21 protein-coding genes are annotated in these 19,731 nt (G+C 60.5%); 9 read left to right on the plus strand and 12 right to left on the minus strand.

Annotated features, from left to right (window positions below; all coding sequences use genetic code 11):
• Positions 1–112 precede the first annotated feature (112 nt).
• The 10 genes from tilS to JJB09_RS10520 form a co-directional block, all read right to left on the minus strand.
• Positions 113–1,456, minus strand: a complete 1,344-nt coding sequence (gene tilS / locus JJB09_RS10475) for a tRNA lysidine(34) synthetase TilS (RefSeq protein WP_201657206.1) — start codon at positions 1,454–1,456, stop codon at positions 113–115.
• On the minus strand, positions 1,446–2,426 hold the full coding sequence (gene ybgF, locus JJB09_RS10480; protein WP_201657209.1) for a tol-pal system protein YbgF: 981 nt from the start codon (positions 2,424–2,426) through the stop codon (positions 1,446–1,448). The genes tilS and ybgF overlap by 11 nt, the downstream gene beginning before the upstream one ends.
• Before the next feature lie 276 nt (positions 2,427–2,702).
• Entirely contained in the window at positions 2,703–3,533 is an 831-nt protein-coding gene (locus JJB09_RS10485) for an alpha/beta fold hydrolase (RefSeq protein WP_201657212.1), read from the minus strand.
• 320 nt (positions 3,534–3,853) lie between these two features.
• Positions 3,854–4,387 carry a peptidoglycan-associated lipoprotein Pal gene (gene pal, locus JJB09_RS10490; protein WP_201657215.1) on the minus strand — a complete coding sequence of 178 codons (534 nt, stop codon included), beginning with the start codon at positions 4,385–4,387 and terminating at the stop codon, positions 3,854–3,856.
• A gap of 149 nt (positions 4,388–4,536) precedes the next feature.
• Positions 4,537–5,844 carry a Tol-Pal system beta propeller repeat protein TolB gene (gene tolB / locus JJB09_RS10495; protein WP_201657218.1) on the minus strand — a complete coding sequence of 436 codons (1,308 nt, stop codon included), beginning with the start codon at positions 5,842–5,844 and terminating at the stop codon, positions 4,537–4,539.
• Between the two features lie 73 nt (positions 5,845–5,917).
• Positions 5,918–7,042, minus strand: a complete 1,125-nt coding sequence (gene tolA / locus JJB09_RS10500) for a cell envelope integrity protein TolA (RefSeq protein WP_201657221.1) — start codon at positions 7,040–7,042, stop codon at positions 5,918–5,920.
• A 9-nt stretch (positions 7,043–7,051) separates the two neighbouring features.
• Positions 7,052–7,519, minus strand: coding sequence for a protein TolR (gene tolR, locus JJB09_RS10505; protein WP_201657224.1), 468 nt, complete (start codon positions 7,517–7,519; stop codon positions 7,052–7,054).
• A 15-nt stretch (positions 7,520–7,534) separates the two neighbouring features.
• Positions 7,535–8,254 carry a protein TolQ gene (gene tolQ / locus JJB09_RS10510; protein WP_201657227.1) on the minus strand — a complete coding sequence of 240 codons (720 nt, stop codon included), beginning with the start codon at positions 8,252–8,254 and terminating at the stop codon, positions 7,535–7,537.
• A 343-nt stretch (positions 8,255–8,597) separates the two neighbouring features.
• A complete protein-coding gene (locus JJB09_RS10515) occupies positions 8,598–9,083 on the minus strand; it encodes an SRPBCC domain-containing protein (RefSeq protein ID WP_201657229.1) in 486 nt (161 codons plus the stop codon).
• Positions 9,070–9,423, minus strand: coding sequence for an ArsR/SmtB family transcription factor (locus JJB09_RS10520; RefSeq protein ID WP_201657232.1), 354 nt, complete (start codon positions 9,421–9,423; stop codon positions 9,070–9,072). Before JJB09_RS10520 ends, JJB09_RS10515 begins: the two co-directional genes overlap by 14 nt.
• A gap of 224 nt (positions 9,424–9,647) precedes the next feature.
• On the opposite strand from JJB09_RS10520, the gene JJB09_RS10525 reads away from it, so the two are divergent.
• The 7 genes from JJB09_RS10525 (at position 9,648) to JJB09_RS10555 (ending at position 14,733) form a co-directional block, all read left to right on the plus strand.
• Complete coding sequence (locus JJB09_RS10525; protein ID WP_425523712.1) at positions 9,648–10,481, plus strand: urease accessory protein UreD; 834 nt, start codon at positions 9,648–9,650, stop codon at positions 10,479–10,481.
• Between the two features lie 87 nt (positions 10,482–10,568).
• On the plus strand, positions 10,569–10,871 hold the full coding sequence (locus JJB09_RS10530) for an urease subunit gamma (protein WP_201657238.1): 303 nt from the start codon (positions 10,569–10,571) through the stop codon (positions 10,869–10,871).
• A gap of 11 nt (positions 10,872–10,882) precedes the next feature.
• Entirely contained in the window at positions 10,883–11,188 is a 306-nt protein-coding gene (locus JJB09_RS10535; protein ID WP_201657241.1) for an urease subunit beta, read from the plus strand.
• A 25-nt stretch (positions 11,189–11,213) separates the two neighbouring features.
• A complete protein-coding gene (locus JJB09_RS10540; protein WP_201657244.1) occupies positions 11,214–11,636 on the plus strand; it encodes a lysozyme inhibitor LprI family protein in 423 nt (140 codons plus the stop codon).
• 4 nt (positions 11,637–11,640) lie between these two features.
• A complete protein-coding gene (locus JJB09_RS10545; RefSeq protein WP_201657247.1) occupies positions 11,641–12,285 on the plus strand; it encodes a glycosyltransferase family 29 protein in 645 nt (214 codons plus the stop codon).
• 5 nt (positions 12,286–12,290) lie between these two features.
• Complete coding sequence (gene ureC, locus JJB09_RS10550; protein WP_201657250.1) at positions 12,291–14,000, plus strand: urease subunit alpha; 1,710 nt, start codon at positions 12,291–12,293, stop codon at positions 13,998–14,000.
• A gap of 55 nt (positions 14,001–14,055) precedes the next feature.
• Complete coding sequence (locus JJB09_RS10555; RefSeq protein WP_201657253.1) at positions 14,056–14,733, plus strand: TIGR02117 family protein; 678 nt, start codon at positions 14,056–14,058, stop codon at positions 14,731–14,733.
• Here JJB09_RS10555 and hutC read toward each other — a convergent pair.
• Together hutC and JJB09_RS10565 are read right to left on the minus strand one after the other, a co-directional pair.
• Complete coding sequence (hutC, locus tag JJB09_RS10560) at positions 14,730–15,482, minus strand: histidine utilization transcriptional repressor HutC (RefSeq protein ID WP_201657256.1); 753 nt, start codon at positions 15,480–15,482, stop codon at positions 14,730–14,732. The two genes, JJB09_RS10555 and hutC, sit on opposite strands and share 4 nt — an antisense overlap.
• A 30-nt stretch (positions 15,483–15,512) precedes the next feature.
• Entirely contained in the window at positions 15,513–16,859 is a 1,347-nt protein-coding gene (locus JJB09_RS10565; protein WP_201657259.1) for a formimidoylglutamate deiminase, read from the minus strand.
• A 112-nt stretch (positions 16,860–16,971) separates the two neighbouring features.
• On the opposite strand from JJB09_RS10565, the gene hutI reads away from it, so the two are divergent.
• Together hutI and hutH are read left to right on the plus strand one after the other, a co-directional pair.
• The gene (gene hutI, locus JJB09_RS10570) at positions 16,972–18,198 is read left to right on the plus strand and encodes an imidazolonepropionase (RefSeq protein WP_201657262.1); all 1,227 of its coding nucleotides are present in this window, start codon (positions 16,972–16,974) and stop codon (positions 18,196–18,198) included.
• Positions 18,195–19,730, plus strand: a complete 1,536-nt coding sequence (gene hutH / locus JJB09_RS10575; protein ID WP_201657265.1) for a histidine ammonia-lyase — start codon at positions 18,195–18,197, stop codon at positions 19,728–19,730. The genes hutI and hutH overlap by 4 nt, the downstream gene beginning before the upstream one ends.
• The last annotated feature ends 1 nt before the right edge of the window (position 19,731 follow it).

A 19,731-nucleotide genomic window follows, 5' to 3' on the forward strand; every position in this document is an offset into this window, starting at 1 on the left:
CCTCACCGGATTTGTCTGCCGACGGGTTATCCCCCGATGTCGGCATTTTCAAGGTGTAACATAGGGATGCTTGCTCGTCTTGCCAAGCCACGGCAGCAGCAAAAGCACCGGCTCACCTTGTCGCTATCTCCGGAAACTGGGCCAATCCGCCGAGGATTGCAAGCCTATTAGCGACCTCGTATAGATCTGATGGAACGAACCGGTCGAATTGCGCAATAATCGGAACGACCTGAAGACTTGCCGGATCGCTCGCACAGGGCTCGGTTTGAAGCGCCCGCTGGCGGACCGAACCCGGCAGATCGGCAGGCAAATCGCCGCCCAAAAGGGGTAAGCACCCTTGAGTTCCGGCGCCGGCCCACACAGAAACCGGCGAGCCGCCGCCGTTTCGGACCCGGAACCGACTATCCCAAACGACCGTATCGCTAGGCGCAATGACCAGTTCCGGCAGCGAACGTCGCTCGCGGGTGATGTAGAGCCTTTGCTTGCGACGCTCCAGAACCACGCGCTCGATGCTCAGGCGTGTTTCTTCGCGCTGACCGGCAAAGCGCCTCATGCGTTCAGCATTCTCCCGTCCGGCCGTGTGAGTTCTGCCGCCGAGAAATGCGATGAGATGCAAAAGAGCCAGAACCCCGCCGGGCTCTCGAACGTCAAAGCTGGAAAGATCAACCTCTGCCACGCGCCCCGCGTGGAGGATGACATGCGCAGCCAGAAAAGCTGCGGCGAGATCAGCCCGGCGCTTGCGATCACCCGCAAGGCCAGCGAAATCGGGATAGGCGCCCTGCGGCGCCAAAGATTTGCGTACCCTCACCCGCTCGAACATCACATTGTCGTTGCTGGGATCCTCCGCCCACTGGACATGGTTGGTCACGAGATAGTCCCGGATGTCATCACGGCGCACAGCCAGAAAAGGCCGGCACGCCCAGATGGAGCGATCTATCAGCACCGCCTCGGACATCCCGCCCGCAGCGTCCGGATTGCGCAGCTTGCGCATCTCATGTGTTTCGAGCTGGTCTTCCAGATTGTGCGCGGTGACAAGCAGATCGGCGCCGATATCGCGGGCGCATTGCGCCAGCAGGCGATAGCGGGCTTCGCGGGCGGCGGCCTGAATTCCTGTTTTGGGCTTGTCGCCTCGCCAGGTAAGAATGTGATGGGTGATACCGAACTGCCTGCACAGCAGGCCGGCATTTTCCGCCTCCTCCGCCGAGCCGCTGCGCAAACCGTGGTCGACCGTGGCCGCCGCCAGCGAAATGCCTGGCATCGGTTGCCTCCGGAGCAGCGAGGCAAGCGAAAACAACAGGCCGGTGGAATCGCCCCCACCGGAATAGGCTATCAGCACGCGGCACGGAGGCTTCAGTTTCAAAAGGAATTCGAGGGCCGCACTTTCGGGCGCGTTCAGGCTCGACGCTTCAAGCGGAGCGGAACCGCCGGACAAGTGCCCGACCATATCAGCACGCAAGCCGCTTCTGTTCGCTGGCAACCTTACCGATGATAGCACGCGATGCCTTGGGATAGGCCTTGGAAACCTCACGCAACGTGGCGCAGGCAGTGTCTTTGCTGTCGAGCGCCGCAAGCGACATGGCCAGTTTCAGCAGCATTTCGGGGGCCTTGGCAGACTTGCCATAGGTTTTGTAGGCATTCAGAAAGGTCTTGGCGGAATCATTATATTTGCCCTGCGAATACTGCGCTTCGCCCAACCAGAAATTGGCATCCGCGAGTTTCTTGCTTTGCGGGTTGGCGTTGATGAAATCCGCAAAACCGCTCTCTGCCGAGGCGTAATCGCCGGCAAGAACCTGCTCGTAGGCCGACTGGTATTGCGCGTCCACGCCGGTCTTCAGCGAGGCCGTCTGATCGCTGGTTGACGTGTCCGGTGGTGGCAAGTTGGAGACATCGACGCCATCGAGGGACTGGGTGCCGAGCACATTGCCGTTTTCGTCCAGCTTCAGCGACCCGAGATCGCCCGCCGGTTTGCCGGTGTTCGGATCGGTGCCGCCGATATCGTCCATCGGCAGGTTGAGCTGCGCGGCATCGTTCTGGCCTGCTTCCGGCGTCGTATCGCCGGAAGCATTTGCGGTATCCTGGCTCTGATCACCAGGCACGGTTTCGATGGAGCTCTTCTTCTTGGGCTTGGCGCCGCCTTCAAGATCCTGGAAGCGGAATTCGTTGTCTTCCTGCGCCTTGCGGATCGTTTCCTGCATCTGCAGAAGCTGGAAGCTCATTTCCTCGACCCGCCCGTTGAGCTGCCTGAGCTGCTCCTCGAGCTGCTGCACGCGCATTTCGGCATTGCCTGCCTGGGCGAGGATAACGGGCGCATCGCTGCGTGCATCGACCTTCCCCTTCATTGTGCCAAGCGGCATCGCACTTGGCGGCGATACCCACAGAGCTGTGGCCGCGAGCGCGAGCATGCCAGCCATGACCTGTTTTTTCATCTTTCCAATCCTGTTGTTCCAATCGCGTCGCGCGAAGCAGCGCAACAACTGGAGTTCTTTCAATTTCAGGACAAAAAAGCAACGGAGTCAGGCTAAAGTAAGATGCTTTGATGCGCTATCGTAGCCCGAAAAGGAAAACAGGCACCACGCAACAAAAAGCTGGCACCAACTCTCGCAGCAAGCCGGGCCCGGATACTCGCCTATGGCTTCGGCTCCCGAAAACCGGGACTGGGCTTAAGTCGAAAAGGCAGGCCCGAAATGGGCCTGCCACATGCCTCAGCTCTCGATAAAAGCAAGGAGATCGGCGTTGATGATATCCGCGTGCGTAGTGGCCATGCCATGGGGTAAGCCCTTGTAGACCTTCAGCGTCCCATTCTTCAGCAGCTTGGCTGAAAGCGGTGCGGAGTCCGCGAACGGAACGATCTGGTCGTCATCTCCGTGCATGACGAGCGTCGGCACATTGATCTTCAGCAGGTCTTCCGTAAAATCGGTTTCGGAGAAGGCCTTGATGCAGTCATACTGCGCTTTGGTGCCGCCCATCATCCCCTGACGCCACCAGTTGTCGATGATGCCCTGGGATACCTGGACGCCAGGTCGATTGAACCCGTAGAAAGGCCCAGCCGGAACGTCGATGTAGAACTGAGCACGGTTGGCCGCAACCTGGGCTCGGAAACCGTCGAACACTTCCAACGGCAGCCCGCCTGGATTTTTGTCCGATTTCACCATGATCGGGGGAACGGCGCCGATCAGTACGGCCTTTGCAACGCGCCCGGCCTGAGCCCTGGCCACATAGTGCGCGACCTCACCACCTCCTGTCGAATGCCCGACGTGAATTGCTTTTTTGAGATCGAGTGCGGCGGCAAGCTCGATTACGTCAGCGGCGTAGGTATCCATCTCATTGCCCGCCGCCGTCTGCGTTGAACGTCCATGGCCGCGGCGGTCATGGGCAATCACACGATAGCCCTTCGACAGAAAGAACAGCATTTGCGTGTCCCAATCGTCGGCGCTCAGCGGCCAGCCATGGTGAAATACGATCGCCCGGGCATCCTTTGGACCCCAGTCCTTGTAGAAGATTTCGGTACCGTCCTTGGTCTTGATCGTGGTCATGAGCCTATCTCCATCGTTGGTGAGGCAGTAAGGTCTCGGGCAATCACCGAGACCTGCACGAAAGCACACGAGGCCACCGGCAGGGTGCGCTGGCTGGCACAATATTCTAGCGTCGAAATAGTGCAATCATCGGTCGGCAACCGTCGTGTCAGCTTAGCACAGTTCGACGGCTGGCAACGCGCCATGACCTTGAGAGCGTGCCGCCAATCAAGTCTCTGCCGTCTGCTTCTTTTACCCCTCGTCCTGCAGGCTCAAACGAAAAGCCGCCCGCAACAGCGTGTTGCGGGCGGCTTGAGATAACGTCTACGAAAGTTAGCTTATCAGCCGTTCGGGCCGCCGTTGAGAGCGGTGACCGCGCGGCGGTTCTGCGACCAGCAGGAAATGTCGTCGCAAACCGCGACCGGCTTTTCCTTGCCGTAGGAGATGGTGCGCATGCGATTGCCAGCAACACCCTGCGAAACGAGGTAGTCGCGGGTCGACTCTGCGCGGCGGGCGCCGAGCGCCAGGTTGTATTCGCGTGTACCGCGTTCGTCGGCGTGGCCTTCGACTGTGATGCGGTAGTTCGGATACTGGTTCAGCCACTGAGCCTGCTTGGCGAGCGTCTGCTGTGCGTCCGCGCGGATCGAGGTGGAATCGGTATCGAAGAAAATGCGGTCGCCGACATTGACGGTGAAATCCTGCGGCGAACCCGGGGTCGCCGAACTGTTGGAGTTCAGGCCAAGATCGTCGGCGCTGTTGAGCTTGTTCTTCTTGGCGCAGCTGGCCAGCGCAACGCCGGCGATGAGCGCGATAACAAAAGGATTGCGTGCGAGCTGTGCCATGCGGCCGGGCTTATAGGTGGAAGTGTGGCTCATGGCCTGCTCCTGAGTCTTAAGATTTACGGTTGCCAGACTGTAACCCGATGGGGTTAATCCGATTTCAACATTCATGGTTAACAAATCGGAAATCCGGGGTTCTGTATCACTTTTCTAATGAAACGGAACCCCTGGATCTCATGCGATTGCTACTCAAGCAGCGGCGACCAGGCCGGGTCGGAAGCGAAAGCCGGCGTGGCGATGCGCTGTTCGTTGTAGCCGCTCAGGTCGATTGAATAGAGCGCGGGCCCACCGGCACCGGCACCCTGACGGAAGAACATGATGACGCGCCCGTTCGGTGCCCAGGTCGGGCCTTCGTTGTGGAAGCCCGTGGTGAGGATACGCTCGCCCGAACCGTCCGGCTTCATGACGCCGATCGAGAACTTGCCGCCCGACTGCTTGGTAAAGGCGATCAGATCGCCCTTGGGCGACCAGACCGGCGTCGAGTAGGAGCCGTCACCGAAGGAAACGCGGTTCTGACCAGAGCCGTCAGCATTCATCACATAGAGCTGCTGGCGGCCGCCGCGGTCGCTTTCGAACACGATCCGGTTGCCGTCGGGCGCATAGGAGGGCGAAGTATCGATCGCCGCCGTCGACGTCAGCCGGGTCGTCGTCCGCGAGCGCAGATCCATCGTGTAGATGTTGGCATTGCCCTTTTCCTGCAGGCTCATGATGACCCGCTGGCCGTCTGGCGAAAAGCGCGGCGAGAACGTCATACCCGGGAAGTTGCCTACGACTTCGCGCTGTCCGGTTTCCAGCTGCAGCAGATAGACGCGCGGCTGGTCGCCCTCGAACGACATGTAGGTGACTTCCTGCTGGTTCGGCGAGAAACGCGGCGTCAGAACGATCGCCTTTGACTTCGTCAGGATGCGCGTGTTTGCACCATCCTGGTCCATGATCGCCAGCTGGCGAATGCGCTGGGTCTTCGGACCTGTCTCGGAAACATACACGACACGGGTGTCGAAGTAACCTTTTTCGCCGGTCAGCTTTTCATAGATCTGGTCAGCGATGATATGGGCCACGCGGCGCCAGTTTTCCGGCCGGGTAAAGAACTGCTGGCCGATCAGCTGCGAACCGCCATAGACGTCCCAAAGACGGAATTCGGCACGCAGGCGGCCATCGCCTTCCTTGGTGACGCGACCGGTGAGCAACGCCTGCGCGTTGATCGTCTTCCAGTCCTCGAAGCGCGGTGCGGAATCCGGGTTGGTGATCTTCTGGATGAAGGCCTGCTTGTTGATCGGCGCAAAGAAGCCGGAACGCTTGAGATCCGCTTCGATCACCTGCGAGACCTGTGCTCCGAGCGTATCGCCAGACTGCAGATCGGTGATGGCGATCGGCAGCGGCTCGACATTGCCCTTGCGGATATCAATGGTCACTTCGGCGTTCGCCGGCACAGCACAGACCGCAAAAAGTCCGGCGATCACCAGCAGAGCCTTGAAGATTGGGTGTTTCATCATCCTACGTCAGCCTTTCAGCCTACTTGTTCTTTGTTCATCGCGCGAGGTTTGTCCCGCTACCGTTCGAATCCGGTCACATCATGTCACTGGGTTGGAAATTGACTGTGACAACTTTCCATGTGTCGTATTTGTCCTTCGGCAACTGGTCGAAGGGCGCCGACCTCATCACCGCGCGCACCGCGCCGCGTTCGAGTGCCTGCCTTGCGCCGTCGTCGCCGCCGGTTCCGGTCACTTCCGGGCGCCCGACAAGTTCGCCGTTCTCATCGAGCTCGAACCTGACGGTTATGACGATATCGTTGGAGCTCACCTGTCCGGGCATGATCGACCAGTTCTTTTCGATCAAACCACGCAACGCGCTCATTTCGTCCTGCGACAGCTTTTGGCCGCCAGTGGCCTTCTCGGCCCCGAAAGCCTTGTTCTTCTTGTTGCGCTTGGCGCCGCCGGCCTCGACATCGGTCTTGTTGAGCAGCTCGGAGATCTGGTCGGAGTTGAAATCGGAATCCTTCTGGGTGGTGGATTTCGCCGACTTCTTGTTCTTCTCGTCCTTCTTGCGGTCCTGCGTCTTGGCGGTCTTGGCCTCGGCGACCTCGACTTCCTTCTTCTTCTCTTCGGTCTTCTCCGGCGGCTTCTTGACTTCGGTGACCTTGGGACGCGTTACCGGCACCGGCACGTTGTCGGGAACAGGCTCAGCCTTGGCTTCCTCAACCGGCGCTTCTTCCTTGACTTCTGGTTCGGGCTTCGGCTCCGGCTTTACCTCCACCTTTGGCTCGGCCTTGGCAGCAAGCTCGGTCGCGGGTTCGACCTGGGTCTCTTCCTTGATGATTTCTTCGACGTTCTCGGGCTTGACGTCCTGCTGGGGCAGCACTTTCTCGGATTTCTCCGGCGCAGCCGCCTTCTGGATGTTGTCCGGCTTTTCCGTCGGCGTCGGCACGGATTTCAGGTCGAAATTGTTGTCGCCGTTGTTGACGGCGTTGTCGACCTTATCCTCGCGCTTGGTGACCTCGGTGGCGCTTTCTTCCTTCTTCGGAGCTTCCTTGTCGCCCTGCTGAAGTTGGGTCATCTCCTCGATCGGCACGAGCTCCACCGGCAGCGCTTCGGATGCCGTGACGACGAACGGCTCGGGCGAGCCGAACGACACGAGCAGCCACACGAGCAGAAGCCCGTGCATTGCTACCGATGTTATGACGCTACCCTTCATTTCAGTCTCTTACTTCGGCGTTTCCTGCAGGGTCACAAGGCCTATGTTCTTGTATCCGGCAGAAGAAATGCGCGCCATGACCTTCATCACGGTGCCATAATCGGCCACCGCGTCGCCGCGCACGAAGATACGCTCTTCGTAGCCCGTTGTGGCGATCGCCTGCAGCTTCGGAAGTACCTCGTCGATCGGAATCGCCACCTCGGCTTCGTCGCCGAAGAAGATCTGACCCGCTTTGTCGACAGAAATGGTGATTGGCTTGGTGTCGGAATTCATTTCCTTGGCCTGCGTTTCCGGCAGGTCGATCGGTACGCCGACAGTCATCAGCGGTGCCGCCACCATGAAGATGATCAGCAGAACGAGCATGACGTCGACAAGCGGCGTCACATTGATTTCGCTGACGGGCGCTTTCTTGCCGCCGCCCCTGCGACGACCGCGTCCACCCGACGATGTGGCCTGGGGGCCGCCTGACATTCCCATCCGAAAACCTCCCCGTTACTGCGCAGCGGCGCGCGGCTGAAGCCGCTCGTCGATCTGGCGCGAGAGAATGGCGGAGAATTCGTCGGCGAAGGATTCCATGCGGCCGATCAGCTTGCCGGCGTCACCCGAGAACTTGTTGTAGGCAATGACGGCGGGGATAGCGGCGACCAGGCCGATAGCCGTGGCCAGCAGCGCTTCAGCAATACCCGGCGCGACAACCGCGAGATTGGTCGACTTCGAGGCAGCGATGCCCTGGAACGAGGTCATGATACCGATGACGGTGCCGAAAAGGCCGATGAACGGCGCGGCTGAACCGATCGTTGCAAGCGAAGAAAGCCGGGCTTCCAGCGTTTCGCTTTCACGGGCGAGCGTGACGTCCATGGCGCGGTCGATACGCATCTGCAGGCCGATTGGCGAGCGCGCTCCGCGTTCGAAGGACTTCTTCCATTCCCGCATGGCGCCCACGAAGATCGCCGCCATTCCCGAAACCTGTCGTTCCGAAAGCGTGCGGTAGAGTTCCTCAAGCGACTGGCCGGACCAGAAGACCTGTTCGAAACTGTCGAGCTGCTTGCGGGCCCGGTTGTAGCTGACGAACTTGTCGACAACCATCGCCCAGGTCCAGACGGACGCGCCAATGAGGCCGATCATCACAAGCTTGACGACAAAGCCCGCCTGCATGAAGAGCGACCACAGCGTCACATCAGCATGCGCGGCTGCCAAATTTGCAGTTTCCATATTTCCAAAGTCCCCGAATCCAAACACCCAGGCCTGAGATCGCAATCCAGGCCCGGGCGGCGTTCATAAATCTGTCCGTCGCTAATCGGTTGATTGTCCAACCTTTGGCCTTGACTGTTGCAAAAGCTCCGTAAGCTAGCCTTCTTGACGCCAAATTTGGTGAAAGGAAGGCGTGCAGTGCACAAAATTTGAGTGACCTCAGTAAGACCCCATTATGGTTAAAAGAAAGTTAGCAAAGAAAAATTCGTGAAAGTGAAGCCTGCGGCAGTAGCCAAACAAATGTGGAAATGCAGTCGGCGGGAACTGTTGCCCGCCGCCATTGCAATGTGCCCGCAAACGGAAGTCAACCAACGGCCTTGAGCTCCGCCACCAGCTCTTCGAGATTGTCGAAGCCGGAATTCATGCCTTCCTCGATGCCCAGGCCGATGTATTCTTTCTTCATGGCAGCGGTATCGAAAACCGTGCTGACGGTCAGCGTCGTCTTGCCATCCTGTTCTTCGAAAAGAACGGTTACAAGCATCCGGCCGTTGCCGGGTTCTTCAAACCCATTGTCGTATTTGATCTTCTTGTTCGGGATGATTTCCAGATACTTGCCGCCGAAAGGCGGGCCTGCCTCGCCTTCGCTGCTGGTCATGGCGAAGTGGAATTCGCCGCCGACACGAAAATCCATCTCGCATTTCGTCAACGGCCAGCCCTTGGGGCCGAACCATCGCATCATGTGCTCGGGCCTGGAATAGGCGAGAAACAACAGACGCGCCGGAGCGTCGTAGACACGGGTAATGACAAGTTCGCGATCCTCGACCGCTTCGAGTTTTTCACTGATGTTCATCACTCTGTTCCTTTTGCTGAAGTTCCTTCACATAGTCGCCCAGCTGATCGAGGCTCTCGTCCCAGAAACGGCGGTAGTCGCCGATCCAGCCCATCGCCTGGCGCAGTGGCTCCGCATTGAGCACGACAGGACGAAACTGCTGCTGACGTCCGCGCGTCACCAGCCCTGCGCCTTCCAGCACCTTGAGATGCTTGGAGATCGTCGGCTGGGTCAACTTGAACGGCTCGACTAGTTCGTTGACCGTCGCCTGCCCCGCCGCCAGGCGTGCCAGGATTGCCCGGCGCGTCGGGTCGGCCAGTGCCCCAAAAACGAGGTCGAGCTGGGTGGCGGATTGTTGCATTTTATATTTCCATATAGCTATATTTCCACTTATCTATATAACGATTTCAGCTTCAGGTCAATCTGGAGTGCGGATCCTTCCAGCATTTCAGTTGGCGAAGTTGTCAATGGCTGGCAGTAGCCACCCGCCGTCAGCCGTGCAATGGTCACGCAATCGAACATTCCCTAAGGCGCCCTATGGGCACTCTTGGCACAAGAGCTTCAAACGGAGCGATATTGGACGCGATTGCCACAGACACCACGGTGCCCGATGCCGGACAGCATCCCCAACGCGCCAGGGGTACCGCCCGTCTGGTTGCCAAGTCGGCAGGCGACTGTACGCGTTTGCAGGTGTTCTATCAGGAAGGCGCTGCCAAGATGCGGATGCCGCAATCCTTCGACGGCAGGATGGAGGCGGTGCTGATCAACACAGCCGGGGGCCTGACAGGTGGCGACAGCATCGCGTGGCAGGTTGAAGCAGGCACAGGCACGTCGATCACCGTCACCACCCAGGCCTGCGAGAGAATCTACAAGTCTTCAGGCGGAAATGCGGAAGTGAATTCAACGCTCACTGTCGGAGACGGAGCGGAATTGCACTGGCTGCCACAGGAGACGATCCTTTTCAATCGGAGTGCACTGCAGCGTACGCTTGACGTCGATCTCGCCGAAACCGCCGAATTCGTCGCCCTGGAAGCCGTACTCCTCGGCCGCAAGGCGATGGGCGAAATCGTCCAGTCCGGTCACTTCCGCGACCGCTGGCGGGTGCGCCGCAACGGCGTGCTCATCCATGCCGAAGATGTGTGCCTGTCGGGCGATATCGAAGCCCTGACGGCGAGATCGCCAGTGCTCGCCGGCAACATGGCCTTTGCCACCCTGCTCTATTGCGGCCGCAGATCCGAGGTGCTGCTGCCAAAACTGCGCAGTCTGCTTGCAAACGGCACGGCAGCCGCCAGCCAGTGGAACGGCAAGCTGGTGGTCCGCTTCGTCGCCAGCGACGGTTATGCCCTCAGGAAAATTCTCATCCCGGCCATTTCGCTCTTGCGAAATGGCGAACCGCCACCGAAAGTGTGGAGCCTCTAGATCTGCGGTCCACACTGATTTGGTGCGGCGCGCAGTCCGGCGGCGACTGGTTTCTCTATTCATAGCATGATCTTTGCGGAGCGCTCGATGAACCTCTCCCCTCGTGAAAAAGACAAGCTGCTGGTTGCGATGGCGGCAATGGTCGCCCGCAAGCGACTGGAGCGAGGCGTCAAGCTCAACTACCCCGAAGCCATTGCGCTGATCAGCGATTTCGTCGTTGAAGGTGCCCGCGACGGCCGCGCCGTTGCCGACCTGATGGAGGCGGGCGCCCATGTCATCACCCGCGACCAGGTGATGGAGGGCATCGCCGAAATGATCCACGACGTGCAGGTGGAAGCCACTTTCCCCGATGGCACCAAACTGGTGACCGTCCACGAACCCATCCGCTGAGGAACCAGAACATGATCCCCGGTGAATTGATCCCCGCCCAGGGCGACATCGAACTCAATTCAGGCCGGCCGACAATAACCCTTGAGGTCGCCAATACCGGTGACCGGCCAATCCAGGTCGGCTCGCACTACCATTTCTACGAGACCAATGCCGGTCTTGACTTCGACCGGGAGAAAACGCGCGGCATGCGGCTGGATATTCCCTCGGGAACAGCCGTGCGCTTCGAGCCGGGCCAGAAACGGTCCGTGCAACTCATCCCACTTTCGGGAAAGCGCGAAGTCTATGGCTTCCGCCAGCAGGTGATGGGCAAACTGTAGGCAAATCCATTTAGGGAGAAACCCGATGAAGAATATTGCTTTTGCGTTCCTAGTTATTGCATCGGGCGCGAGCGCCGCGCTCGCCCAGGAAGACCCGCCTGTTGATTGCGCCAACGCCCAGACGCAGGCGGACATGAACCAGTGCTCCTATCAGGACTTCGAAACTGCCGACAAGGAACTGAATGCCGTCTACAAGCAGGCGCTCGCCAGCCAGGCAGAGGTCGACAAGGAGGCCGCCGAGATGGGACCTGACTATGTCGGCGCGGTCAAGGCGTTGAAAAAGGCCCAACGCGCCTGGATCGACTATCGCGACGGCCATTGCGATGGCGTGGGCTACGAAGCGGTCGGCGGCTCCATGCAGCCGATGCTGATCAACGGATGCATGGCGACCCTCACGCAGACACGCACCAAGGAGCTCAAGGAACTGGTGCAGGGCATGGGAAACTGACCGGATGGGACGCAGCGTCGTAATTGTCGGCAATGGAGCGATCGATCCGGGTCTAGGTAACGTGATCGATGCCGCCGACATTGTGATGCGTTTCAACGATTGCCGCTCTGTAGGCGCTGGGGGAAGCAAGACCGACATCGTCGTGGTCTGCAACACCGGACGCCCAGGCAAGGCGATGCTCGAAGGACCCGGCTGGAAGCAGAACCCGGCCGTGTCGTCTGCCTCGTCCATCTGGTGCGTGCGCGATCCCGCCCGATTTGCCGCGATGCGCGCGCCACTGGCGATCAGCCACCCTGAACTCGATGATTTCTGCGACGACTACACAGAAGGCTTTGCGGATTTCGCAAACCAGACCGGAAAGGCGTTGCATGTCATCCCGGCAACAACGCACGACCGACTGGACCGCGAGCTCGCGGCCTATGCACCAACGCCCTATGTCGTGCCGTCGACCGGCCTTGTTGCGCTTGCCGAAGTCCTCGGCGTGTTCCGCCTGCCCACCGACCGCGTCTCCATCGTGGGCTTCGGTCATCAGGGCTGGGAATGGCACCCATGGGAGGCCGAGCGGCAATGGGTGGAGGCCCGGATTGCCGAACGTAAGTTGAACCGTATTTTACAAGATAGATTGATGCGACCCGCCTCAGGAGCCTGATCCCCATGTCCTACAAGATGTCCCGTGCGGCTTACGCCTCCATGTTCGGCCCGACGACGGGAGACAAGGTGCGGCTTGCAGATACCGAGCTGCTCGTCGAGGTCGAGAAGGATTTCACCATCTATGGGGAAGAGGTGAAATTCGGCGGCGGCAAGGTCATTCGCGACGGCATGGGCCAGAGCCAGGCGACGCGCGCGCAGGGCGCCGTCGACACGGTCATCACCAATGCGCTGATTGTCGACCACAGTGGCATTTACAAGGCCGATGTCGGGCTCAAGGACGGCCGCATCGCCGCAATCGGCAAGGCGGGAAACCCGGACACGCAGCCGGGCATAACGATTATCGTCGGACCTTCGACGGAAGCGATCGCCGGCGAAGGCAAGATCCTGACCGCCGGCGGCATGGATGCCCATATCCACTTCATCTGCCCCCAGCAGATCGAGGAAGCGCTGATGAGCGGCATAACCACCATGCTCGGCGGTGGCAGCGGCCCCGCACACGGCACGCTTGCCACCACCTGCACCGGCGCCTGGCATATCGAGCGCATGATCGAGAGTTTCGACGCCTTCCCGATGAATCTTGCGCTGGCAGGCAAGGGCAATGCATCCCTGCCCGCAGCACTCGAGGAAATGGTGCTCGCGGGGGCGTCCTCGCTGAAGCTTCACGAGGACTGGGGCACCACGCCCGCCGCCATCGACTGCTGCCTGTCGGTCGCCGACGAATATGACGTGCAGGTGATGATCCACACCGACACCCTCAACGAATCCGGCTTCGTCGAGGATACGATCGCCGCGATCAAGGGCCGCACGATCCATGCCTTCCACACCGAAGGCGCGGGCGGCGGCCATGCCCCGGACATCATCCGCATTTGCGGCCAGCCGAATGTCATCCCGTCCTCGACAAATCCGACCCGGCCCTACACACACAACACGCTGGCCGAACACCTCGACATGCTGATGGTCTGCCACCATCTTAGCCCATCGATCCCCGAGGACATTGCGTTTGCCGAAAGCCGCATCCGCAAGGAGACCATTGCTGCCGAAGACATTCTGCATGACCTAGGTGCCTTCTCGATTATTTCCTCGGACAGCCAGGCCATGGGCCGCGTCGGCGAAGTGGCGATCCGCACCTGGCAAACAGCCGACAAGATGAAGCGGCAGCGCGGTCCTCTCAAGGAAGAGACAGGCGACAACGACAACATGCGCGTCAGGCGCTACATCGCCAAATACACCATCAATCCGGCTATCGCCCATGGTCTCAGCCACGAGATCGGTTCGATCGAGGTGGGCAAGCGCGCCGACCTGGTTCTCTGGTCTCCGGCCTTCTTCGGCGTCAAGCCCGACATGGTGCTGCTCGGCGGCTCGATTGCGGCCGCGCCGATGGGCGATCCCAACGCTTCGATCCCGACGCCCCAGCCCATGCACTACCGGCCGATGTTCGCCGCCTTCGGCAAGCTGCGCACCAATTCGTCGGTGACCTTCGTGTCGCAGGCGTCTCTGGATGCTGGGCTCACGCAAAAGCTCGGCGTCGCCAAAAAACTGCTGCCGGTCCGGAACACCCGCGGTGGAATTTCAAAGAAATCGATGATCCACAACGACCTGACCCCGCATGTCGAGGTCGACCCGGAAACCTATGAAGTGCGCGCCGATGGCGTCCTGTTGACCTGCGAACCGGCGACCGTGTTGCCTATGGCGCAGAGGTATTTTTTGTTCTGATCGATATGGGGCAGCAATTCCCGGGATGATCATGCCGACACGCACAGAGGCAAACATGGCAATACGCGTATGGCGGCGGCTCCTGACCGGAACTCTGCTCGTAGCGCTATTGATCGCGGTCGGTACATTCCTGCCACGCCCTCTTTGGCCAACTGCCGAAGCCGCCGGGTCTTCGACCGAGACACGGCAAATTCTCGTGCTCTCCAATCCGATCCACACCGACATCGCCATTCCGGTGGACGCTGCCATCCGCGCCCGCTTCGGATTTTTGTCTGCAGCCGGCGTCCCGATCGACAATCCGGCCGTCAGGTATCTGGTCTTCGGTTGGGGTGGCCGTTCCTTTTACCTGGAAACACCGCGCTGGGCCGACCTCAAGCCGCTGCCGGTGCTCCGCGCACTGACCATCGACAAATCGGTGATGCATGTCGATGTCGCCGGGATGCTACCGGTCGACGCGCCAGCGATCACGCGTCACGAGGTGGACGAGGCCGGCTTCGAACGCATGCTGGTCTTCATCCAGTCGAGCTTTGCGCTCGATAAGGAAACTCCAGTGCCGATTCCAGGTGCTGGCTACGGCCGCTACGACGCCTTCTTCGAGGCAAACGGATTCTTCAACATCCTGGTCGGCTGCAATACATGGACGGCGTGGGCGTTGCGCGAGGCAGGCTTGCGCACAGGCCTCTGGAACCCGATACCGCAAACGCTCGCAGTTTCGCTCAAGCTCTACAACTAGATCTGGCCGGTCTGCGACGGCGTGAAGCGCGCCACAAGCTCGTGGCTCGAGCCGAGATAGGTGAGCCGGACATGGGTGATGAAGGTGCCCTGCATCGAGGTGCGACGCTCCACCACCAGACACGCTGAGCCCGGAGGGATAGAGAGCGCGCTGGCAATGTCATCGTCCGCCGCGACTGCTTTGATCTTGTGCTCGGCCGCACTCCACGGTACCTGCTGCAGCAACCAACTGCCCGGCGCCGTGTCGGCAAATGTTTCTTCGGCAGCTTCCGGTACGGCTGCCAGATTGATCAGGCGCTCCTCGAAGCAGAAGACCCGCTCTCCCGCATAGTGAAGCGCAGTCACCTCGACCACCTTGCCGGAGGCGGAAAGGTCGAGGAGGGCACGATCGTCGCTCGTCGCCTTGCGCATCTCCCGTGAGGCGCGTTTGTAACGATAGGTCTTGCCGAGCCCTTCGACCTCCTGCTTGATTTCACTGATTTCAAGTACCGCCGACTGCGCGTGCGGCTGGATGACGAAACTGCCGGATTTCTTCCGCCGCTCGATCAACCCGGTCCTCGCCAGTTGGGCCATCGCCTTGTTGACGGTCATCCGCGAACAACCATATTGCTCGGCGAGTTCAAGCTCGAATGGCAGCCGGTGGCCGGGCGGCCACTCGCCGGACAAGATCCTGCCTTCGATTTCATTGACAATGCGCTGATGCAACGAAAGTTCGGTATTTGCGCCGGCAATCGTCTGAGACACTGTCATCCAGTCCAGCTTTCCCCGTTTCCGAAGCGGCTACAAGCCAGCGACCAGTTCGCGCATGACGTTGCCGAACCGGGCCGAGACCTGCTCGCGCGCCACGTGCCGCCCGTCTCGAACCTGCTTGACGCCGCGCACCCACACGCAATCGATATCGGCTCCTTGCGCGAAAATAAAGCGGTCCAGAAGCCTGTCGTCTGTAAATTCCACATGCTTGGGGCGAAGACTTGCGAAATCCGCTGAATTGCCGACCTGCAACCCACTACTGGCGCCCATGGCTTGAGCGCCGCCCGAAACGGCGGCATCGAACAGCCGACGGCCGGTCGAACCGTTCGGCTGGGCGATGACGTTGCGGGCACGATGCGCCAGACGCTGGGAATACTCCAACTGCCGCAACTCATCGGCAATGCCGATCAGAATGTTGGAATCCGAGCCGATGCCCCAGGCGCCACCCGCATCCATGAAAGCGGCTGCCGGGAATGTGCCGTCACCCAGATTGGCTTCAGTGATCGGGCAAAGCCCGGCAACGGCGCCGCTTTGCGCCATGGCGCGCGTCTCGTCGTCGGTCATGTGGGTGGCGTGGATCAGGCACCAGCGCGCATCGACGTCAAAATTTTCCAATAGCCACTCGACCGGACGCCGCCCCGACCAAGCGATGCAATCCTCGACTTCCTTGACTTGTTCAGAAATGTGGATGTGGATCGGCCCATCCGGCATCAACGGCAGCACCGCGCGCAGTGAGTCCGGCGTCACCGCCCTCAGGCTATGCGGTGCGATACCCAGATTGGCACCATCGGTCCTGCCGACGATTGCCCGGCAGGCTTCCAGCAGCCGGGCGTACCGGTCAGGGGTATTGATGAAACGCCGCTGGCCTTCGGCTGGCTCGGCACCGCCGAAGCCGGAATTGGCATAGTAGACCGGCAACAAGGTGAGGCCAATGCCGGTTTGCGCCGACGCTGCGGCAACTCTTGCAGCCATCTCGGCAAGATCGGCATAGGGTTCGCCCGACTTGTCATGATGCAGGTAGTGGAACTCGCCAACGCGGGTAAACCCGGCTTCGAGCATTTCCATGTAGAGCTGGCTGGCGACGGCCTCGACCTGCTCCGGCGCCATCGACAGCGCGAAGCGATACATGATGTTGCGCCAACTCCAGAAGGAATCGTCACCCGGGCCGCGCGTCTCCGCCAGACCCGCCATTGCCCGCTGGAATGCATGGCTGTGAAGGTTGGCCATACCGGGCACAATCAGCTTGTGGATTTCATCGCCCGCGACCGGCTGCTGGTTGGCTTCGATCGCGGTAAAACGACCTTCGGACGCCGTCATCCTCACATTGTCGAGCCAGCCCGACGGCCCCAGTGCACGTTCCGCAAATACCACCGCCATGACAACCTCCCGACAGATTCTGCACAAATGCCGCTTGCGTTTCGGCACATTAAGTATATACATATTACCCAGCGACTGAAGATGCAACAAAAAACACGGGGAAGCATATCTTATGTCGAAGCTGGTTCAGATATGGGCGAATGGTTCCGTCGCGACCCTGGCAACAGGCCGTGAGGGACTGGGGATTATCGAAGACGGCGCGGTCGCCATTGAAGCCGGACGCATCCTCTATGCCGGCCCGCGATCAGGCCTGCCTGTCGCTCTCCGCGACAATGCCGAGGAAATCGATCTCGAAGGCCGCTGGGTCACGCCCGGCCTCATCGATTGCCACACCCATATCGTCCACGGCGGCAACCGCGCCCGTGAATTCGAGATGCGCCTAGAGGGCGCCAGCTACGAGGAAATCGCCCGCGCCGGCGGCGGCATCGTCTCATCGGTCAAGGCGACCAACGCGCTCAGCGTCGAAGAACTGATGAAGTCAGCGCTGCCCCGCCTCGATACGCTGATCTCCGAGGGCGTCACCACCATTGAAGTGAAATCCGGCTACGGGCTGAATATCGAGGCCGAGCTGAACATGCTGCGCGCCGCCCGGGCTCTCGAACTCGTTCGTCCCGTCCGCGTCGTCACTAGCTATCTTGCCGCCCATGCGACACCCGTCGAATACAAGGGCCGCAATGGCGAATACATAACCGATGTCGTGCTGCCGGGGATGGAGCAGGCGCATGCTGAAGGGCTGGTCGATGCAGTCGACGGCTTCTGCGAAGGCATTGCCTTCTCGCCGGCCGAAATTGCCCGCGTCTTCGATCATGCAAAAGCTCTCGGCATTCCGGTCAAGCTGCACGCCGAACAGCTCTCCAATCTCGGCGGAACGAAGTTGGCGGCAGCCTATGGCGCGCTTTCTGCCGATCATCTCGAATATCTCGACAACGAAGGCATCGAAGCGATGGCCAAGGCCGGCACCGTCGCGGTACTGCTGCCGGGCGCGTTCTATGCCATTCACGAAAAGCAGAAGCCGCCGGTCGATGCGCTCAGAAAGGCAGGCGTGCCGATCGCCGTCGCCACCGATTGCAATCCCGGCACATCGCCGCTCTCCTCACTGCTGCTGACCATGAACATGTCGGCGACATTGTTCGGACTGACTGTCGAGGAATGCCTTGTCGGCGCCACGCGCAATGCCGCCCGTGCTCTGGGGCTTCTCAGCGAGACCGGCACGCTCGAAGTCGGCAAATCCGCCGATTTGGCGATCTGGGACATCTCAAGTCCCGCCGAACTGGCTTATCGCATGGGCTTCAATCCGCTGCATGCACGTATTTTCAAGGGTGAAAGGTTCGATCGATGACCGTTGTTCTCCATCCGGGTTCCGTACCGCTCAAGGTTCTCGAAAACATCTACTGGACTGGTGAGGCCGCAAGGCTCGATCCATCTGCCGACGCGGCGATCCAGCGGGGCGCGGACCGCATTGCCGAGATTGCCGCTGGCAACGAGGCCGTTTACGGCATCAACACCGGCTTCGGCAAACTCGCCTCGATCAAGATCGATAGCGCCGATCTCGCCACCTTGCAGCGCAACCTGATCCTGTCGCATTGCTGCGGCGTGGGCAACCCGCTGGCGGAAAACGTTGTGCGGCTGATCATGGCGCTGAAGCTGATTTCGCTTGGCCGCGGCGCCTCCGGCGTAAGGCTGGACCTCATCCGGCTGATCGAGGGCATGCTCGAAAAAGGTGTCACGCCTGTTATCCCGGAAAAGGGTTCGGTCGGCGCCTCGGGTGACCTTGCACCGCTGGCCCATCTCGCCGCGGTGATGATGGGTGAGGGAGAAGCCTTCTTCGCGGGCGAGCGGCTTTCCGGCAAGTCGGCGCTCGAGAAGGCTGGCCTAAGGCCCGTGGTGCTCGCCGCCAAGGAAGGCCTGGCACTGATCAACGGCACCCAGACGTCGACGGCGCTGGCGCTGGCCGGCCTGTTTCGCGCTCACCGCGCGGCAAACGCCGCACTGATTACCGGCGCGATGTCGACCGATGCCGCCATGGGCTCGTCGGCACCGTTCCATCCCGACATCCACACATTGCGTGGGCACAAAGGCCAGATCGATACGGCAGCGGCACTGCGCGGCCTGCTGGCCGGTTCGGTGATCCGCCAGAGCCATCTCGAAGGCGACGAGCGCGTCCAGGATCCCTATTGCATCCGCTGCCAGCCGCAGGTCGATGGCGCCTGCCTGGATCTGCTGCGTTCGGTCGGCCGCACGCTGGAAATCGAGGCCAATGCCGTCACCGACAACCCGCTTGTCCTGTCCGACAACTCGGTCGTTTCCGGCGGCAATTTCCATGCCGAGCCGGTGGCGTTCGCCGCCGACCAGATTGCGATTGCCGTTTGCGAAATCGGTGCGATCTCCCAGCGCCGTATTGCACTGCTTGTGGACCCTGCCCTTTCCTATGGCCTGCCGGCCTTCCTCGCAAAGAAACCAGGCCTGAATTCCGGCCTGATGATCGCCGAGGTCACATCCGCAGCCCTGATGAGCGAAAACAAGCAGATGTCGCATCCGGCGTCCGTCGATTCGACCCCGACTTCCGCCAACCAAGAGGACCACGTGTCGATGGCCTGCCATGGCGCGCGCCGGCTGCTGCAGATGACCGAAAACCTGTTCGGCATCATCGGCATCGAGGCAATTACGGCCGCGCAGGGCGTCGAATTCCGCGCGCCTCTGACCACGAGCCCGGAACTCGCCAACGCCATCAAGGCGTTGCGCGAAGTCGTACCGACGCTCGAAATCGACCGCTACATGGCAAACGATCTTGCGGCAGCCGGCAATATTGTCGCGACCGGCGCGCTGAATGCCACGGTCTCTCCGGGGATTCTGCCGGCTTTGGAGGGCTGAG

The sequence above is a fragment of the Phytoamicus setariae genome (genome assembly GCF_016722925.1).
GTDB lineage: Bacteria > Pseudomonadota > Alphaproteobacteria > Rhizobiales > Rhizobiaceae > Rhizobium_E > Rhizobium_E setariae.

What these genes read in the sequence shown, in the direction of transcription:
- JJB09_RS10515 (WP_201657229.1), bottom strand. Translation starts at nt 9,083, where the DNA reads ATGAACATCAGTGAAAAACTCGAAGCGGTCGAGGATCGCGAACTTGTC.
- hutI (WP_201657262.1), top strand. Translation starts at nt 16,972, where the DNA reads ATGTCGAAGCTGGTTCAGATATGGGCGAATGGTTCCGTCGCGACCCTG.
- pal (WP_201657215.1), bottom strand. Translation starts at nt 4,387, where the DNA reads ATGAGCCACACTTCCACCTATAAGCCCGGCCGCATGGCACAGCTCGCA.
- hutC (WP_201657256.1), bottom strand. Translation starts at nt 15,482, where the DNA reads ATGACAGTGTCTCAGACGATTGCCGGCGCAAATACCGAACTTTCGTTG.
- ureC (WP_201657250.1), top strand. Translation starts at nt 12,291, where the DNA reads ATGTCCTACAAGATGTCCCGTGCGGCTTACGCCTCCATGTTCGGCCCG.
- JJB09_RS10485 (WP_201657212.1), bottom strand. Translation starts at nt 3,533, where the DNA reads ATGACCACGATCAAGACCAAGGACGGTACCGAAATCTTCTACAAGGAC.
- JJB09_RS10565 (WP_201657259.1), bottom strand. Translation starts at nt 16,859, where the DNA reads ATGGCGGTGGTATTTGCGGAACGTGCACTGGGGCCGTCGGGCTGGCTC.
- ybgF (WP_201657209.1), bottom strand. Translation starts at nt 2,426, where the DNA reads ATGAAAAAACAGGTCATGGCTGGCATGCTCGCGCTCGCGGCCACAGCT.
- JJB09_RS10535 (WP_201657241.1), top strand. Translation starts at nt 10,883, where the DNA reads ATGATCCCCGGTGAATTGATCCCCGCCCAGGGCGACATCGAACTCAAT.
- JJB09_RS10520 (WP_201657232.1), bottom strand. Translation starts at nt 9,423, where the DNA reads ATGCAACAATCCGCCACCCAGCTCGACCTCGTTTTTGGGGCACTGGCC.
- tolR (WP_201657224.1), bottom strand. Translation starts at nt 7,519, where the DNA reads ATGGGAATGTCAGGCGGCCCCCAGGCCACATCGTCGGGTGGACGCGGT.
- hutH (WP_201657265.1), top strand. Translation starts at nt 18,195, where the DNA reads ATGACCGTTGTTCTCCATCCGGGTTCCGTACCGCTCAAGGTTCTCGAA.
- JJB09_RS10545 (WP_201657247.1), top strand. Translation starts at nt 11,641, where the DNA reads ATGGGACGCAGCGTCGTAATTGTCGGCAATGGAGCGATCGATCCGGGT.
- JJB09_RS10555 (WP_201657253.1), top strand. Translation starts at nt 14,056, where the DNA reads ATGGCAATACGCGTATGGCGGCGGCTCCTGACCGGAACTCTGCTCGTA.
- JJB09_RS10530 (WP_201657238.1), top strand. Translation starts at nt 10,569, where the DNA reads ATGAACCTCTCCCCTCGTGAAAAAGACAAGCTGCTGGTTGCGATGGCG.
- tolQ (WP_201657227.1), bottom strand. Translation starts at nt 8,254, where the DNA reads ATGGAAACTGCAAATTTGGCAGCCGCGCATGCTGATGTGACGCTGTGG.
- JJB09_RS10540 (WP_201657244.1), top strand. Translation starts at nt 11,214, where the DNA reads ATGAAGAATATTGCTTTTGCGTTCCTAGTTATTGCATCGGGCGCGAGC.
- tolA (WP_201657221.1), bottom strand. Translation starts at nt 7,042, where the DNA reads ATGAAGGGTAGCGTCATAACATCGGTAGCAATGCACGGGCTTCTGCTC.
- tolB (WP_201657218.1), bottom strand. Translation starts at nt 5,844, where the DNA reads ATGATGAAACACCCAATCTTCAAGGCTCTGCTGGTGATCGCCGGACTT.